This window comes from Oceanispirochaeta sp. (genome assembly GCF_027859075.1).
Lineage (GTDB): Bacteria > Spirochaetota > Spirochaetia > DSM-2461 > DSM-2461 > Oceanispirochaeta.
On sequence record NZ_JAQIBL010000058.1, the window covers coordinates 1 to 18,307 of the forward strand.

9 protein-coding genes and 1 pseudogene are annotated in these 18,307 nt (G+C 51.8%); 7 read left to right on the forward strand and 3 right to left on the reverse strand.

Annotated features, from left to right (window positions below):
- The 4 genes from PF479_RS03225 to PF479_RS03240 all read left to right on the forward strand — a co-directional run.
- A partial coding sequence (locus PF479_RS03225) for an adenylate/guanylate cyclase domain-containing protein (RefSeq protein WP_298002173.1) occupies window positions 1–2,821 on the forward strand: 2,821 nt, incomplete at its 5' end.
- Window positions 2,805–5,540, forward strand: coding sequence for a FecR domain-containing protein (locus tag PF479_RS03230; RefSeq protein WP_298002175.1), 2,736 nt, complete (start codon window positions 2,805–2,807; stop codon window positions 5,538–5,540). The genes PF479_RS03225 and PF479_RS03230, both read left to right, overlap by 17 nt.
- Window positions 5,530–6,948 carry a hypothetical protein gene (locus tag PF479_RS03235; protein WP_298002177.1) on the forward strand — a complete coding sequence of 473 codons (1,419 nt, stop codon included), beginning with the start codon at window positions 5,530–5,532 and terminating at the stop codon, window positions 6,946–6,948. Before PF479_RS03230 ends, PF479_RS03235 begins: the two co-directional genes overlap by 11 nt.
- Window positions 6,945–7,616, forward strand: a complete 672-nt coding sequence (locus PF479_RS03240) for a hypothetical protein (protein ID WP_298002179.1) — start codon at window positions 6,945–6,947, stop codon at window positions 7,614–7,616. Before PF479_RS03235 ends, PF479_RS03240 begins: the two co-directional genes overlap by 4 nt.
- On the opposite strand, the gene nudC is transcribed toward PF479_RS03240, so the two are convergent.
- On the reverse strand, window positions 7,584–8,405 hold the full coding sequence (gene nudC, locus PF479_RS03245) for an NAD(+) diphosphatase (protein ID WP_298002181.1): 822 nt from the start codon (window positions 8,403–8,405) through the stop codon (window positions 7,584–7,586). The genes PF479_RS03240 and nudC overlap by 33 nt on opposite strands.
- A gap of 58 nt (window positions 8,406–8,463) precedes the next feature.
- Between nudC and PF479_RS03250 the strand changes: the two genes are divergently transcribed.
- Together PF479_RS03250 and PF479_RS03255 are read left to right on the forward strand one after the other, a co-directional pair.
- Window positions 8,464–9,570, forward strand: a complete 1,107-nt coding sequence (locus PF479_RS03250; RefSeq protein WP_298002183.1) for a metallophosphoesterase family protein — start codon at window positions 8,464–8,466, stop codon at window positions 9,568–9,570.
- 73 nt (window positions 9,571–9,643) lie between these two features.
- Window positions 9,644–11,179 carry a hypothetical protein gene (locus tag PF479_RS03255; RefSeq protein WP_298002185.1) on the forward strand — a complete coding sequence of 512 codons (1,536 nt, stop codon included), beginning with the start codon at window positions 9,644–9,646 and terminating at the stop codon, window positions 11,177–11,179.
- On the opposite strand, the gene clpB is transcribed toward PF479_RS03255, so the two are convergent.
- On the reverse strand, window positions 11,168–13,747 hold the full coding sequence (gene clpB, locus PF479_RS03260; protein ID WP_298002187.1) for an ATP-dependent chaperone ClpB: 2,580 nt from the start codon (window positions 13,745–13,747) through the stop codon (window positions 11,168–11,170). The two genes, PF479_RS03255 and clpB, sit on opposite strands and share 12 nt — an antisense overlap.
- 185 nt (window positions 13,748–13,932) lie before the next feature.
- Here clpB and PF479_RS03265 point away from each other — a divergent pair, with 185 nt between their 5' ends.
- Complete coding sequence (locus PF479_RS03265; protein ID WP_298002189.1) at window positions 13,933–14,355, forward strand: DUF3783 domain-containing protein; 423 nt, start codon at window positions 13,933–13,935, stop codon at window positions 14,353–14,355.
- 17 nt (window positions 14,356–14,372) lie between these two features.
- On the opposite strand, the pseudogene PF479_RS03270 reads toward PF479_RS03265, so the two are convergent.
- A pseudogene (locus tag PF479_RS03270) lies at window positions 14,373–18,307 on the reverse strand (hypothetical protein); the annotation flags it as partial.

An 18,307-nucleotide genomic window follows, 5' to 3' on the forward strand; every position in this document is an offset into this window, starting at 1 on the left:
GAACCTGAAGAGTCTGGAGATTCTCCTCTCCGACCCTGAATCTCTCATACGTCATTCAATGAAAAGAATGGACTCCACCGGAAGCGGCCTCATTCAGGCCTTTTCAAAACTCTACTACCTGTCAGGTTTCCTGAATTTGATAACTTTGAGCCGTTTAAGTTTTCTGGGAGGTCAGTTTGTCACCCAGAAGGCCTCCACTAAAAAATCCCTTACCGGGAGAGACAAATCCCTCCTGTTGACCCTTATGAAACAGATCCGCCAGGTCTATGACAGCATCAGTCTGGCAGAAGATTACGGCAGTTTTGTGACTCCCTCACGAAAAATGATCTATCCCGCCGTAGAACGCATCAATGAGGAAGCCCTGAAATGGATTATCCGCCGTTTCAGTCAGGAAGGGGTGACCCTCCCGGGAAGATATCCCCTCCGGTCCCTCACCATGGAGAAAACAGCAGGAGGAGAATGGGACATCACAATCCCCGATCCTGTATTTCAACAGGCAGGAAGAGGCGAATACCTCTCCATCGCCTATATCGACCTGGTCCTCTGGCAGGACCCTCTCGTTCTGGTAGAATCCCTGAGAGAGTGGAAACAATCAGGTACCCTTCAATTCCACGGTCCTTTGGAACTGCCCCTGGAGGATGAGGCAGACCCGCCATCCCTCCCCTACTACTTCATCATCAAATCCAGGGAAGAGCCGGAAAAATACTGGGATCAGAAAAGAATGCCCGTCAGGCTGCTGACCACATTGTCCGGTCCGGATCAGAAGATAAAACTGGTTGCCCCGGCAGAACCGCCGGAGAAAAGACTGGACTATAATCCAGAAGAAACACTGGAGCTGGAAGAACAGACCCTTCTCTTTCATCCCGAAGATGCAAAAGAATCGGAATTCCATTATTTAAAAGTTTCAGAAGAGTCTCCCGGTTCCGAAGATCTTGACGAGCTGCCGGAAGAAAACATGCGGGGGTCGGATAAAAGAGGCAAGGCAGAACCGGGAACAACCATCAAGTATCCCATCGGGATCAAGATGATTATCATCACATCCCTGATCATCGTCCTGGCTTTGACGGGAATGATCGTTCTAGCTACCTTCTTTTTTCTTCAGGACAGTCAGGTCAGGGTGGAAGAGAGCAACCTCAAGATATCCGAGACCATAGCCAGTCAGGTGGAAGACAGCCTTCTCGCTGTAGGGAACAGCGCCTCCCTCCTCCTGCTGGGAGCCGGAAATGAAGAGACCCCGAAAGAAGTGAATTATAAAAATTACTACTTCAGAAGCGAAAGGAACATCCTCTTTGCGGGGATTCCCGAGGAAGACCGGCTCTTTTACAATGAGAATCTTCTGGCCGAACTGGATGTGTCGGAATCCTTTATTCAAGGCGTGATCAATGACCACCCTGAGCAGATCCGCCTGGCCAAGGGCGGAACGCCTTCCGTTTTTAATGTTTCCACCTATTTTGGCATTCCCCTTCTGGGTGTCACCGTTCCCTACAAGCAGGAGCAGGGGATCAAGACCCTCTTTATCCTGACAGACATCAGGAGTACTCTGCAAAAGGCAGTTCAGTCCCGGGGGATTACGAGCACCTTCATTGTCGACTCGGCGGGAAACCTGATTGCCCACCCGGACAAGACCATCCTGATATCGGGGGTCAACCTGGGAGACATCACCATAGTGAAGGAGCTTTTTTCATCAGCCGTCAACACCGGACAGATCCGGTATGAACAGGACGGGGAGACCTATTTCGGCTCCTATAAGAAAGTATCCTTCGGCCGGCTGGGCATCATCACAACGGTACCCGAAAAGCTGGCCTTTGAAGCCATCTTCAGGATTCAGCGCCGCAATATTCTGCTGATGATCATGTTTGTGGCTCTGGCCGTTCTGATCATCTACTACTACTCCAAATCCCTGTCTGGACCCATCAGAAAGCTGGTAAGCGCCACCAGGGCCATCGAAGAGGGTCAATATACTCTGGACCTGAAACCGAAGAGCCAGGATGAAATCGGGGTCCTTACCCGGGCCTTTGTCAACATGGGCAAAGGACTGGAAGAAAAAGAGAGGATCAAAGATGCCTTTGGCCGTTTTGTAAACAAGGAAATGGCAGAGATGGCAGAAAAAGGGGAAATCCAGCTGGGGGGAGAAATCAAACCGGCTACCATCTTTTTCTCCGACATCCGGTCCTTCACGGCCATTTCGGAGAATCTGACTCCTGGTGAAGTCGTATCCTTTCTGAATGAATATATGACCCTGATGGTGGACTGTGTAAACCAGACCGACGGATCTGTAGACAAATACATAGGAGATGCCATCATGGCCATCTGGGGAACCCCCATTTCTCATGGAAATGATGCTGAGAATGCCGTCAACGGAGCCCTGCTGATGAGAAGGGCACTCCGGAAATTCAACCAGGACCGGGGAGGAGACAGGAAGCCGATCATCAAAATCGGCTGCGGTCTGAACAGCGGGGATGTCCTGGCAGGCCAGATCGGTTCCAACGACAGGATGGAATATACGGTCATCGGAGACGCGGTCAATCTGGCCTCCCGTATTGAAGCCCTGAATAAACCCATGGGATCTGATGTGCTGATCTCACAGGGAACAGCGGACCAGGTGGAGGGCGTTTTTGACCTGGTTCCCATGAATAAGATCATGGTCAAGGGAAAGTCAGAACCCCAGCAGATTTATGCAGTCCTGGGCAGAATGGATGATCCCGATCGCCCCAAATCCATGAAAGAACTAAGAGAAAAAGTGGGTATTACAGGGAACTTTGACAACATTGCAGATGTGAACATGGAGAAAGAAGAAGTCAAATATGAGATCATGGATTAAAGACCTACTCCTGACCCTTCTCCTGGGCTCAATTTTTGTCTGGGCAGGGAGTGAATTCTATAAAGATCTCAACAGCCAGATAAGCAATGAGGGCGGCGAAGTCATCGGTGAGATCATCTCCATCGAAAACGGAGCCCAGAGGAAATTTGCCGGAAGGGCTCTCTGGGGGGAAATGGAAACCAGCACTCCCGTCTACAATTACGACAGCCTCCGGACCATCGATGAATCCCAGGCCCGGATCAGGCTGATCGATGGAACAGAGATCACCATGGCCGCCAATACCTACATTGTCCTGGAATGGGGGGAAGAAGCCCGGAGCATTGAGTTTCTGGGTGGGAACATCTCGGCGGCAGGAAGCGGCAGCGATTCAAATCTCCAGATCAAGTCGGAAGACACGGTCATAGCCCTGAACAGAGCCAGTGTCACCCTGGACAAACAAGAAGGTGAAGGCATTAATCTCTCAGTCGGTGCCGGAAGCATCGGCGTCACCATCGATGGCAAAACGACAAACATTGAAGAGAACTTCCGGGCCAGCCTCAGCGGGGGAGTCAAGGTGGAACAGGAGGCAGTCAAGCTGATATCCCCGAAGAACAACCGCCTCATCGTCACAACCTCTGCCGCGATCCCCATGGAGTTTACCTGGGAGCAGATCCTCCCGCTGAACAATCCCCGCCTGGAAATCGGAGAGTACAAAGACTTTATCCGTTTCAGCAACTTTGAACTCGGCCGCAACGAAACCTCCTATGAAATGAACACCCTTCCCGGAACCTATTACTGGAGAATCAGCGGCAAATTTACCGATGGCGCCGCCTATCACAGCTCGCCCCACAGGGTGGTGATCATCCGGGATAATGCTCCTTCCCAGCAGGTACCCGCCCCGGAAGAAAGCTTTGAGTACAGAAAGAATCCCCCTGAATTGGCTTTTTCATGGGAAGCCTCATCCCTGGCCAACAGTTCCCGTCTTCAAGTGTCCACAAACCAGGAATTTTCAGGGATTGTGACAAATATCAATGGTCCCAATAATTTCCAGACCATCAATGAACTGAGCGAAGGGACCTACTACTGGAGGATCATCCCCGAATATACGGCAGCAGACCTGATTGCCTACTCCTCTCCCGAGGTCAGGCGCTTCTTTATCAGCAAAAATGACTCTCTTGAACCTCCTCAGTTGATTCTACCTGGAGTAGAAGAGAAGATTAATCCTCTCAAAACAAAAGGGGGGCTCCGGTTCAGCTGGAAACCGGACAGGGAAATAGGCACATACCATATCCTCGTCTCCGCCAACTCCGCCATGAATGCACCCCTGGCGGATCAGTGGCTGAGCCGGAATTCCTATCTCATGGAAAAACTCCCCCCCACAGGAAATTATTACTGGCAGGTGGAGGGGCTGGATCGGGAGAACAAACCTGTCCTCCCCTCGGAAATCAGAGGCTTTTCTGTGATGGACTCCATTCTCTCGGTGACCCCTTTGAAACCAGCGGCGGACAGCCTGAGCATTGTCGACAGCTTTGACAACATTCCCTTTTCCTGGGACAGCACCCTGGATGGCCCTTTCAAGGTAGAAATATTCAGAAACGGAGCCGGAGCCCTGCCTCTGATCACACAAATTTCAAAAACGACCTCCCTCAATCTGGTCCTCCCCGGAGAGGGTGAGTACAACTGGCAGGTTTCTGTTTTGGATGATAATGAAGAGCTGGTTCTCTTGAGCGACCAGGTCTCTTTCAGGATGGTGAAACGCCTCCAGCCTCCGGAGATCCTCAGCCCTGTCGAGGGAGAGGGATTGTCTCTTCTGGGTGCGAACCCTCTGGAGATCCGATGGCAGCCCACTCCCGGTGCCTCCTACTACACGGCCTCTTTGATTCCCCGGAATTCGTCCTACCCCTCAGTGCGGCGGGAACCCTCGGAAGACAGGGTCTGGAAGATCCTGGATAAAGGGAATTTGAGACCCGGAGGATACTCCCTGCAGCTTCAGGCACATCATCCCCTGGAGGCAGGCATTATCAACAGCAGCCGCATCTCTATCGGTTCCTTCAACCTGGACAGGGTTCAGGAATATGGAGCCCCCCGGCTGACCTACCCTGCCCAGGGACAGCAGATCTCCCGGATAACACTGATAGATCAGAAACCCAGTTTCCGCTGGATTCAGACACCTCTTCTGGCAAAACAGAAGATACGCCTCTCCAGAGACCCGAATTTCCAGTCCCTCCTTCTGGATGAGGAGCTGACCGCTCAATCCCGCAGCATCCCCGAACTGGATGAAGGGACCTACTATATTCAGATTCAGGGAGAAGACGAGTTAGGGAACAGATCTCCCGACTCAGATATCCAATCCTTTACGGTCACACCCATTCCAGACCTGCCGGTGATGCAGGTATTCACACCCCAGGCTGGACAGATCCTGGATATGGTATCCCGGAATCAGCTTGATTTCAGCTGGGCCTCGGTACCCAGGGTCAGCTATTATCGTATTGCCCTGTATCCCCGGAACGGTTTGAACCCGGTATTCAAGGAAGAAAAATGGGTGAAAACACAGTATACTTTCAACAAGCTGGAAGACCTGAATGTCGGGGACTTCCGCTTCGAAGTTCAGGCAATCAGGGAGAAGGACGGTCAAATTCTTCAGGAAAGTCCTGTCCTGTCTGTTCCCATGGAGCTCACTCTTCCGGAGATAATAAAGATTCCGGATATTCTTTCACCGGAGCTGCAATATGCGCATTGATTATAGAAAAACCCTCCTCCTGATTCTCATCTGTGTCTCTGTGAATCTTCAGGCTCAGGACTCTGAAAGCGATCTGGTGGAACAGAATTTGACATGGGAGACCATCGAAGGCGCCTGGGGCTATGAAGTAGTCATCCGGGAGGGTGACCAGGAGATTATCAGCACACAGATCCAGGAGTCCCAACTCAAGTTCTCACTCCCACCGGGAGAGTATGAGTTCAGCATCAGAATCCTCAACAAATTTAAAAAAGTAGAGAGCGCCACAGACTGGAAGCCCCTGATCATTTTGGAAGCCTTTCAGCCTGTTATCCGGAAGTTCAGCCCGCAGCGGGATTTTTTAAGGACATCGGGACGTCTGGTGCTGACAGCAGAGGTCTATCAGGTCAGACAAAGCACCCGGTTCTTCCTCAAATCCAGTGACGGTAAGAAAATTGAAGGGTCAACCAGAATCCTGGGAGAAGAGTCCCTGGAGATCTCATTCCCCATGAATGAGCTGGAGCCTGGAGACTACCTGATATTGGCCCTTGATCCCTCAGGGCTGGAAGATCGGGCAGAGGCCTTCCCCCTGACCCTGCTGCCCATCGTAAAACCTGTCATCAAGGATGTAAGCCTTCGAAATATACAGCAGCAGCAGGTCTATACAGGCATTGAAGTCAGAGGAGAAAACTTTGACGAGGGAATCGAGGTCACGATCACGAGACAGGGACAGGAATTCACCCCCTATGAACTGGTCAGGGAATCATCAGAACTCCTTGTGATGTCTATCATAACAGCTGACCGTCCCCCCGGCCGTTATTCTCTGGAATTGATCAACCCCTCGGGAGAATCAGACCTGAGGAAGAACTCATTTTTTATGGAAGAGGCTCCCCAGATGGAGGAGGTCCGCCAGACCCCCCCGGCCGAAACGGCCGAAGTCCTGGGTGGGATCACTTTTACGGGAATGATAGACCAGAGCCATGGAAAATCAGATCCCTTTTTCCCCGGGATAACACTCAAGGCCCGGCAGGATCTGGTCAATGCCCGATTCTGGAATTCTCCGGGCCTGCGCTCCCTGGGGGTGGAACTGGCCCTGGATACCTCACAGCTGAAGTATCGGAATGCTCCCTTTGTTTATAATCAGCTCTATACGGGATTTTCTGTGTATTACCGCATAAGATTGGCCAGAGGATGGTCTCTCATCCCCAAGCTAGGCCTGGGTGGGACGACCCTCTGGGTCACGGAAGAAGGAATTTTCGGCCCCCTGGTTCAGGGAGATGCAGGTTATGCAGCAGGCAGCGGTCTGAGCCTGCAAAGGCTGTGGAAATCTGGTTTTTTAATGGAAGGCGGCATGGATTTCAGATACATCCGGTATACAGGCGGGTATTTTAACACACTCCACTCCTGGCTGGCAGGAGGGTTCCGGTTTTGAAGCATAAAAAAATCTTTTCCATCGTGATACTCTTTTTTCTAACCCAGCTTCTTATGGCCCAGGAGACTGAAGATCCTGAGCTGGAAGCTTACAGACAGATGCAGGCTGAATACAGCCGGACAGGGTTTGAATTGTTTATATACTATCCAGTCAGCTTTCATTTTCCCGGATGGAGCTATCCCGATGTGACCTACAGCTGGGGACCGGCCCATATACAGCTCCCCGGTCCCAATGTCAGCTTTGCCGGCCTGGGGGCCGGTTTCGAACTGGACTTCGGCAGCCGCAAAGCTGTCATCAGAAATATGGGTTTTGGAGGGAATCTGGAAATCAGCACCCTCACAAGCTGGAACATGAAGCCCGGCGTCCAGATGGGGCTGGTTCTCTCCTACTTCTATCTCTTTTACAAAACCGATCTGCAAAGAACTCTGAATTACAGCATCAGGGGAGGCATAGGCGTCGGGAGGGCACAGAACGGGGAGACCCTCTTTGCCTATCCCGAAGAGAGGGAAGATACGGCGGGTCCCCTGTATTCACTGGAGGCGGCTGTGATCCTTCCCGGGGTCAAGCGTTTCCGCTTCCAGGCTGGTCTGGCCTACCGTTATCTGGCCATCAATACGAAGAACATCCACATCCTGTCACCCATGATCCGGGCGGGATTCCGCTTCTGAGAGAAAATCCACGAGCATCCTGCCGGCAATGCTTCCTGGCCCGGGAATCTCAGGCAGAGCATCCGGGCTGAACCAGCGGGCGTCCAGGATTTCCTGACCATCAGGCACAGGTTCGGACTCATCCAGAGCTTCAGCTGTAAAGGCCAGCATAAGAGAGTGAGGCATGGGCCAGGACTGGGATGCAAAATAGCTGATATTCTGAACCCGCAGGCCGACCTCTTCAAAAACTTCACGGTGGATCGCCTGTTCCAGAGTTTCACCAGGATCAACAAATCCCGCAATATGTGAATAGAGACCTTCCGGGAAATTGGCATTATGGGCCAGCAGAATCTTTTCGCCCTTTGTGATGCGGATGATGACAGCAGGGGCCATCCTGGGATACCAGTGATCACCGCAGGAAGGGCATTTCTGAACATGCTCGGTCTCTGACAATTCAGTCGCTGTGCCGCAGGAACCGCAGAACCGGTGAGTCCGTCTCCATTCCTGAAGCTGTTTGCCCCGGCTGACGGGATATTGATCCAGGGGATACAGGGCACGGTAACCGTCCCTGAAGCTCACCCACTCCATACCGGCGGGAAGGGGAACCTGTTCCTCGAAGGAGAGGCAAGTGCAGTCCTGTCCCGCAAGGAGACCCAGATAAAGAGAGAAATCTGCTTTTATGCCGGGAATCTCCTTCAGAAAGGGGCTGCCCTCGGTATCGACAGCCATATATCGTTCCTTTTCAGAAAACAGCAGCCATATTTTTTCCGATTCATTATTTTCTGGTATAAAGCGGGGTATAAATTCCAATTAGAAGCTCCATGAACTAAACTTGATAGAGTAAAGGATTCCACCGGGAGGAAGGACCATGACAGAGAACCTTTTTATAGGTTCAATCATACTAGAAAACCTCGAAAAGACCTATACCCGGTCTGAGCGGATAAAGATCGATAGTGACAGTAAAATCATTGTTCTCAGCGATTTTCATCTAGGCATCGGCAGGAGCCGTGATGAGTTCAGAAAGAATGCCCGCCTTGTCATGACCGTCCTGAAGGAGTGGTATCTACCTCAAGGCTATTCACTTATCTTGAATGGAGATATTGAAGAGCTTCACCGCCTGAAGCTTCCAAAGGTCAGTCGAACATGGGAGTCTCTGTACGAAATTTTTCTGGAATTCAAAAAGGGTCCCGGATTGTATAAGATACAGGGGAACCATGACAGCGGTCTGTCACTGATTCGGAAAAAAGGGAGGAGCGAGGCGGAGCTGGAAGTCAATTCCCGGATTCTGCCGTCTCTGATTCTGGAGTACAAAGAGAATGAAATGCTGGTCCTCCACGGTCACCAGGCTTCCTTGTACAACTCCCCCTTCCGGCACAGGATGAACAAGTTTTTTCTGCGCTACCTGGCCCATCCTCTCCACATCAACAACATCAAGCGGGACTTTCTCAGTGACAGGCCCCTCAAGGCGGAACAGAGGATCTTTGACTTCGCTCGAAGCAAGGGGATTATAGCCCTGGCAGGGCATACCCACAGGGCTCTTTTCGAAGGCCATTCGGAAGAGGAATATCTGAAGATCAGGATAGACAAGATGATCAGGGATTATATGAAACAGGAGGACCCCGATAAAAAAGAGCTGAAGGAGGCTATTTACAACACGGCCGGAATTCTTCAAAAAATGCTTGAAAATGAAGATTATAAAAGCAGGGGTAGCATTTATGATCCCCTCTCCCTGTCCTGTCTGTTTAATTCGGGAACGGTCATACATAAATTCGGGGCTACCGGCATCGAAATCAAAGGGGGCAAGATCTTTTTGACCGCCTGGTTTGACAAAACCAACCCTCAAAGCCGGGTGTTTCTCTACGATGAGAGCTCCTTTCCCTTGAAGGAACACCCCTGGATTCAGAATTACACCCTCAAATCGGACGATCTGGACTACATTTTTACCCGACTCAGCCTGTTAACGAACAAGAAATAAACAAACACCGGGAAAAGCATTGCAGAATCTAGTGATTTAATTTAATTATTAATACAGGATTTAAAATGAAAATATGCAAATAATTGATAATGATGCCTTTAAAACATCCATCGCAGAAGATCTGCGGGATCTACTGTCCATATCTTCAGGTCTCGGAGGGGTCAGTCCCGATGAGGTGAACCGTCCCATGCTTGGACGGCTATATCTCGAGTCTTCCCGTTGTGAAGAACTGCTGGATGCCTATGGGGCACAGCATAATACTCTCTGGAGTCCCCTGAGAAAAATCACGGCGGTGATCAAGGCCTTTTCCAAAGTGGGCTACAGCCTCCTTCATATAAAAAACGCAGCCCCTTCCTACAACCTTGTACAGCTCGATGAAAACTTCATGGAAGCTACCGACAATATGATCGGGTCTGTCTACCACATCCTGGAGAGGGCTTGTCAGGAAATATGCAAACTGAATCAAACTCTGGAGATCAATTCAGACATCAATCCAATGGACAACTACCGCTTTGGTGAAAATAATGTCAACGGACGGCTTTTAGCAGACAGAATACGGAAAGCCTCGGAATACCCCGGAAAAACGGCTGTCTATCTGGCCACCTCCTTTCTGAATCTGGCAGAAGAAAGTATCCTTCTGAAAATATATAAAAAATTAAATGATGATGAGTACAGTTCAGCCATCCCGGAAGAGGTTTCTGAAGAAAAACTGCGGCTTCTGGAAAATAAATTTCATAACCTCCAGTCTCTCTATGACACCTACCTCTCCGGTTCGGATGTGGCTCAGAAAGATCCCAGCCTACCCGTCCTGAGAGGCCATATTTCGGTGGTCTACCACCTCCTGGAATGCGCGACAAACCTGACTCACTACTACGAAAGGCATAGTTTATATTTTCATGAAGACACGATTCTGGATGCTCCGGTTCATGATAAAGAGCTGCTCATCCATCTGATGGAGTACTTTATCGCCTTCCCCGAACGGTATATTCTGGCCTCGCAAAAACTCTGTAAAGGAATCCTGAGGCATTATGCCGAAATGGGAGAGATCGAAGTTCCCATTCCCAACTACAGAGGATTCCATGTCAGACCGTCTACCCTTATTGCCAAGATTGTTGTTCATTACGGAAGCGATGTGATCATGATGCTGGGGAGCAATGAGTACAACGCATCCATGCCCCTGGAGCTCTTCAGAGCCAATGAAGAGATCAACCAGGTGAAACGAAAGAGTGTGTCCGAATGCCTGGTGAGTCATAAGCTCATCGCCCAGGACATCAATGCCCAGTACGACACCCCCCTGATGAAGAAAATCCTCAGGATCGTCTTTCTGGACCTTCTGGAAAAACAGAAGATCATGATCTACGACAATAATTTTTCTTTTGATGACCTGACGCCCCTGGATAAAGAGACATTGGGAGAATTTTCCAAGAGGGGAATTGCCCTGTATCTGGCTATGGGAAAAATTGATATTGTCAGCGACACGACGGTCACTTTCAAGGGAGACAAACGGGTCCTCCAGGACCTTGAGACCCTGGCCCATCACGGCTATGGGGAAGACAAATTCGGTAACAACATCGTCCTCCCCACGACTCTCTCCTACCTAAGGCGCTGAGTTAAACACAAGAGTCTCGCCCTCTTTCCGGCAATAAACAGTATCCCCTTCCTCAAAGTTCCCCTTCAGAAGTTCTATGGAAAGAGGATTCTGTATGAGGTTCTGCACGGCTCTTCTCAGAGGTCTGGCTCCATAAGCCGGGTCGAACCCCTGCTCCGCCAGCCAGTCCAGAGCCTCTTCAGAAATATCAAACTTCATCTTCTTCTCTGCCAGACGTTCGGTCAGCTGGGATGTAAGAAGACTGACAATCCCGCGGATGTGCTCTTTCTTCAGGCTGTTAAAGGTGATGATATCATCAATCCTGTTCAGGAATTCCGGTTTGAAGCTGCTCTTCAACAGGCCTTTCAGGAGGGCATCGGTTTCTTCACCGCTGCCTTTATCCAGAATGATGCTGGAGCCCAGATTGCTGGTCATGATGATGATGGTATTGCGGAAGTTCACGATTCGTCCCTGACTGTCGGTCAATCTTCCGTCATCCAGAATCTGGAGGAGAATATTGAATACATCGGGATGGGCCTTTTCAATCTCATCAAAAAGAACAACCGAATAGGGTCTTCTCCGGACGGCTTCTGTGAGCTGTCCGCCCTCTTCGTATCCCACATACCCGGGAGGAGCTCCCACCAGGCGGGAGACAGAGAATTTTTCCATATATTCGCTCATATCTATTCTTGTCAGGGCTTTTTCGTCGTTGAACAGAAAGTCTGCCAGGGTCTTGGCCAACTCGGTTTTTCCAACCCCTGTGGGTCCCAGGAAAATAAAGGAACCCAGAGGCCGGCCCAGATCGGACAGACCGCTCTTGTTCCGCCTTATGGCGTCAGAGACGGTCTTGACGGCTCGTTCCTGACCGATCACCCGTTTGGTCAGGGTCTCTTCCAGAATCAGGTATTTTTCTTTCTCCGAGGAGAGCATCTTGTCTACGGGTATTCCTGTCCAGGCTGAGACAACCCGGGCAATGTCCTCTTCCCTCACCTCTTCACGGAGCAGGCTCTTCTCTCCCTGAATCCGATGCAGCTCCAGGGAGGCGGCGGCCAGTTCGATCTGGACCTGAGGTAGAGTGCCATGCTTGATTTCGGCGGCTCCCGCTAAATTCCCATCTCTTTCAAACTGAGTTTCCTCCCGTTTCAGCTCATCCATCCGGGAGTTCAGGTCCCGGATTCCTGTGATGACATTCTTTTCATTCTGCCATTGCAGGTGGAGGGAGTCCCGGTCTGACTGGAGGTTCCCCAGGGTCTTGGAAATGACGGCCAGCCGTTCCTTTGAGGCCTCATCCGGCTCAGCCGCAAGGGACTGTCTTTCAATTTCCAGTTGAAGGATCTTCCGTTCCAGCCGGTCCAGTTCGACAGGCTGACTCTCGATCTCCATCTTGAGACGGCTGGCGGCTTCATCAATCAGGTCGATGGCCTTGTCCGGCAGGAAGCGGGATGTGATATAGCGGTCGGAAAGGACTGCGGCGGAGATCAGGGCTTCGTCACGGATACGGACACCGTGATGCACCTCGTAGCGTTCCTTGATGCCCCGGAGGATGGTTATGGAGTCTTCCACACTGGGTTCGGCCGTATAGACCTGCTGAAAACGGCGTTCAAAGGCGGGATCCTTTTCGATGTGTTTGCGGTATTCATCCAGGGTGGTGGCACCTATAGTCCGCAGTTCGCCCCGTGCCAGGGCCGGTTTGAGCAGGTTGGAGGCATCTGTAGATCCCTCGGCGGCTCCCGCCCCCATGATGGAGTGGAGCTCGTCAATAAAGAGGATGATCCGGCCGTCGGCATCGGTGATTTCCTTAATCACCGCCTTGAGACGCTCTTCGAACTCCCCCCTGAATTTGGCACCCGCCACGAGAGACCCCAGATCCAGAGCCAGGATCTGCTTGTCTTTCAGAGAATCGGGAACATCCCCCCGCACAATCCTCAGGGCCAGACCTTCGGCGATGGCTGTCTTGCCCACTCCGGGTTCACCGATCAGAACCGGATTGTTTTTAGTCCTTCTGGACAGGACCTGCATGACCCGCCGGATCTCCTCATCCCGTCCGATCACGGGATCGAGCTTATCTTTTCTCGCCAGGGCTGTCAGATCCCGGCAGTAACGGTCCAGGACCTGATACTGGCTCTCCGGATTATCATTTGTCACTCTCTGAGAGCCTCTCACCGAGACAAGGGCCTTGAGAATAACGTCTTTATTGACTCCGTAACCCTTGAGAAGGCTGTTTCCGATGCCCTGAGAGCCCACCAGGGCCAGCAGGAGGTGCTCAGTGGAGACGAACTCATCCTTAAGTCCCGAAGCCTCCTGTTCGGCTTTTATGAGTATTTTACGAAAGGCCGGAGAGGCGGTAGCCTCGAAGTTATCACCATAGGCTCTGGGCTTGGAGGAGAGAATCTTCACCAGCTCATCCTGAAGAGATTCCTTATGGATTCCCAAACGGTCCATCAGAGGGGGTATCACCCCATCGCTCTGATTCATCAATGAAAGGAGCAGGTGCTCTTCATCGATGATGCTGTGGTTATATTTTTCCGCCAGGCGGGCAGATTCTGCAATCGCTTCCTGAGCCTTTATAGTAAAGTTCTGTGCGGCCATAAATACCTCCGTATTTTCACATACCATTTCACTTGTCTGGTACTCATTTAAAATACTGCCCCCGGGGTGCCAGGTCAAACATGGATGAATCTTTTATTGAAAGGAGAGGAAAAAAATCGTACATTTGTTGTAATCCCCTGTCTGAGGGGCAAAAAGACAGGATTAAGAAGGAACAGGATATTTTTATGCAGCAGGAAATGTGTTTATTCAGAGGATTCACCAAAGAACAGGCAAGCCAGGCTCTGGCTCTTCTGTCACAGGAAGGCGGTGCATTCCATACAGCTTTTTCTCCCATGACCGACAGCATGGGCAATCTCAAGATGGAGGACCTCATTGCGGCTCTGTTTGAAGGAACACCCTTAGGCGGACAGGCTCTCACAGAAGGCCAGCGAGTCGTACTGATGGCGGTTTCTCAGAAAGAGAGAGCCGTGACGGTGATGAGAGCGATTAAGACTGTATCTGAAAATCCCCAGGACATCGTCTTTGCCATGGTAACCCAGACGGCCCTACAGTGGACCCTTCAGGAGTATATCGATCATGTCTCAGAGGAGCATGAGTATATGAAGACTCACAATCCCGCCGAAGATCCGGACATGAAAAAGGTCTGATTGATCATCTCCGATGCCTACTTCCAGTCAGGGATGATGATCTTCACAACCGAAATGCCGTCCATATCGGCGACGTAGACAGAAGAGCCATGGGGGGCTGCATCCACCGCGAAAAGATCCTCACAGACTGACACCTTCAGAGGTTGAAAATCTTCATCGATCCGGTACACCGAGATCCCCTTGAATCCTTCGGCCAGATAGAGAAGCTGACCTTCCAGCTGCATGCCTTCCGCCTCTGTTGTGGGGATGAACGCCAGAGGCCGGAGACTCTCGGGATTCCTCACATCCAACAGGGTAATCCCTTTGTTATGCAGGACATAGAGAATATTCTCTTTGATGAGAAGCTGCTTAATCCCCTGATACTCACTCAAACGTTCCAGTTCAAAAAACTGTCCGTTCAGCTTCTGTGCCACCACAAGACCATCTACTGCATCTCCTACAAAGAGAGTACTTCCATAAAACAGGGCATCCCGGGGATCCGAGGTATAAAAACGGGACTCGTAGGACAGGGAGTGAGCCCCCGCAGGGCTTTCCCGGGTTTCATCCATGAAGATGATCCCCTCCTCCGAGGAGATAACCACTACTTGTGAGCCATAGGGGAGAATCCGCCTGGCCCGTCCGGTCACCGGAACTTGAAGCATAGGCTTCTTTGAGGCATCGGAAAGGCGAAAGAGTTTCACTCCTCCCGGACCGTCGGCCACATACAGAATATCATCCTTGATCATGAAATCTTCTGCAAAATCAGTGGCAAAGTTTCTCAGGAGTGAGGCTTTATTCATCCCCTCGGGACTGTCTGCCTGATACACAGAGACTCCCCCCTGACGGTCGGCCACCCAGAGTCTCTTCCCGTCGGCCACCACACCATAGGCGCGGCCGGGGGTTGTCCAGTTCTGCTGCACAAAGGATTGTCCGAAAAGATAGGTTCTCACAACCTTCAGGCCGCTGATGTCCGCCAGGAGTGCGTAATCGTCGGCCATGGCGAGAGCCTTGACCTCCGAGCCCGAATAGGAGCCGAAATACCGGGGGTCAGAGGGCTGACTGATGTCTACAGCCTTCAGCCCTCCCCGGCCGTCGGCGATCATGGCATAGTCTTCCCACAGACGGATCATCCGGGCGTCGCCGCTGGGATAATGACTGAGCTCCTGCCACTCCCCGGTACCGATCTGTTCCATGATGACCATTCCCTGGTTCCCGCAGGCCAGATAGATCATCTCGTCCTGCACCAGAATGTCATAGACAGGATAGTCGTCGAAGGTGTTGATGATTTCGGGGCTGTAGGGGTTGGAGATATCCAGCAGGGACATTCCCCCATCTCCTGTGGCAGCATACAGAAAATTGCCCTTCAATTCCAGCTGGCTGATCTTCAAATCCCTGAGACTGCTCATCCTCTGGGGACTCTGCCTGTCGGTCACATCAAAGATCTGGAGGCCCAGATTTGAATCGGCCACAAAGACAAGATCATCCCTTCCTGCCACTGAGACGGCATTGGGGGTGATCCGGGACAAGATGAGGAAGGGCCTTGTGGGCTCTTCAATGTTCACAATCTGGAATCCCTGATCCCCCGAGGCCAGGTAGACATACTCTTCACCAATATACACATCCCTGACACCGGCCTGATCCAGAAATCCGATGCTTTCGGGTTTCTGGGGGATGGAAATGTCCATGATGTGAAAGCCGCCGTCTCCGGCCGCCACATAGGCATAGTCGCCCTGTACAGCGATTTTTTCAGGGATGATCTGCCTGTAATGGGAAGAGAGAGTGATTTTATCCGAGGGAGATTCCACACTGGCCGCAGGAACATCATAGCTGAGAGGTCCCGTAACGAGTGCGGGCTCTATCCGGTAGGTATAGTTGGTACCGAAGGTGGCGGTGGCATCGATGTATTCCTCACCCGGGACCTCTTCCACGAGGACAGAGAACACTTTTTCCGTATCGCTCCGTCTCCAGAGGCGGAAACGGTCTGCCCCGGGAATGGGTTTCCAGCTGAGCCTGACCTGCTCAAATCCGCCCTGAGCCGACAGGCCCAGGGTCCCCGGAGCCAGGGGTATAGCTTCTTGAACCTCAGACCAGAACCGGCCCTGTTCGGTCAGGATCTCCAGTTTGGCTCTGTACCGCTTGCCGTTAGCTGTACCGTCAATCACCAGGGGAGACTTGACCTTGTTAAACTGAACCGTCGGATGATCTTCCGGCTCCACTCCGGCCTGATCGGTCAGATAAATATTCTGTTCAATGGCGCCGGGAATATCTTCCCAGGAGAACACGAGCCTGCCGTCCTGGGGGGCTAGTGCAAAACTGGGAATATCCCCGGTACCCGGAAAGAGACTGATCACAAGGGTACCCCTGGATTCGTTCTCTCCCAGGGCTTCCAGCTGCAGCATCTGCTCACCCTTCCGGTCGGCCATATTGATGGCAATGAAAAATTCATTATTATTCAGGGGAATCCGTCCCGTCAGGACTTCATCTCCGGTAGACCGATCCTGAGGAACCATCCTGTAGCTGAGGGAACGAATTCCCTCCAGACCTGTAATGCCCCGGTAGGGGTCCACTAAAATACCCTTGAGGGACAACTGGGCCCCGTAGGATCTCTCCTTCTCCTCCCGCTCTGTGACAATCCGGGGAGGCTGGTTGCCGTCCTGGAGATCAATGGTCTGGCTGCTGATACGCCCGGCAAAGTCTTCTGATTCCAGAATCAGGACCTGAGGTCCCTCCAATCCGGATGTCACCAGATCCAGCTGAAAGCTGCCGTCTTCTTCCATGAAGACCGTGTTTTTCCAATCCCCCATGGCGGGAATCTTCCAGCTCAGGGAACGGATACGTCCTTCCTTGTCTTCCAGGCCTTCACCGGGGAGGCACTCCCCTTCCAGAAGCAGGGAGCTGCGGTAATAGTCCTGAGGCAGTGGACTTGTTAAAAGGATCTGAGGGCCCCCCTCGAGGAGAACAGGCTGCTCCGGAACAGGCTCCACAGCCTCAGCAACGACAGGCTTTTCGGCTTCTCGGGCCGGCTCGGCAATAAGGACAGGTTCTTTAATCGGAGCAGCAGCAATGACTGACGGCTCTTCTATCTTACTTTTTTCAGGCGCTGCGGCGGCAAGGACTACCGGTTCTTCCGGCTCTTCCGGTTCAGGCGGAGCGGCATCAATGACCACAGGTTCTTCCAGTACTTCTGGTTCTTCCGGTTCAGGAGGAGCAACGGCGATAAAAACCTGCTCTTCGACCTCTTCCTGCGGAACGGCAGCGACGATCACTGGTTCTTCCGGCGCCACAGGGGCAACACTCTCCGGCTCCTCCTGAATGATAGGCCTTTCGACCTTTTCCGGTGGAACAACGGCAAAGACCGCTGGTTCTTCAAGCTGTTCATTTCCCGGGATTACTTCAGGTTCAACCACGGTGATAACAACAGGCTGCTCAGCCTCTTCCGGGGGAACCACCGCGATAATCCTTGTATTTTCCTGTTTTATTTCTTCCGGCGGAACGGCAGCGATGATCACTGGTTCTTCCTGCAGCACAGGGGCAACACTCACCGGCGCCTCCAGAATGATCGGTCTTTCGACCTCTTCCGGGGGAACAACGGCAGTAATCCTGGGCTCTTCGGGCTTCACTTCTTCAGGCGGAACAACGGCAATAAGAACCGGTTCTTCCACTTCCGGAACAACTGGTTCTTTGCCCTGAGGGTCAATACTTTCTTCATATGACCTTGTAACGAAGTTCTTCCAGTCATCCGGCAGGATGGCCAATTGACCTATCTCAAGAGTATTAACTTCCTCTCTTTCCGGCGTCAAAGGGGGCTCTACTGCGGTCGGAGCAACGGCAATCACAGACGGTTCTTCAACAACCAGAACAGGCTCATCAAATTCGGGGATAACAGATTCCTTGCCCGGGGAGTCAATACTTTCAGATGACCTTAGAACGAAGTGCTTCCAGTCATCCGGCAGAGTGGCATTTTGACCTATCT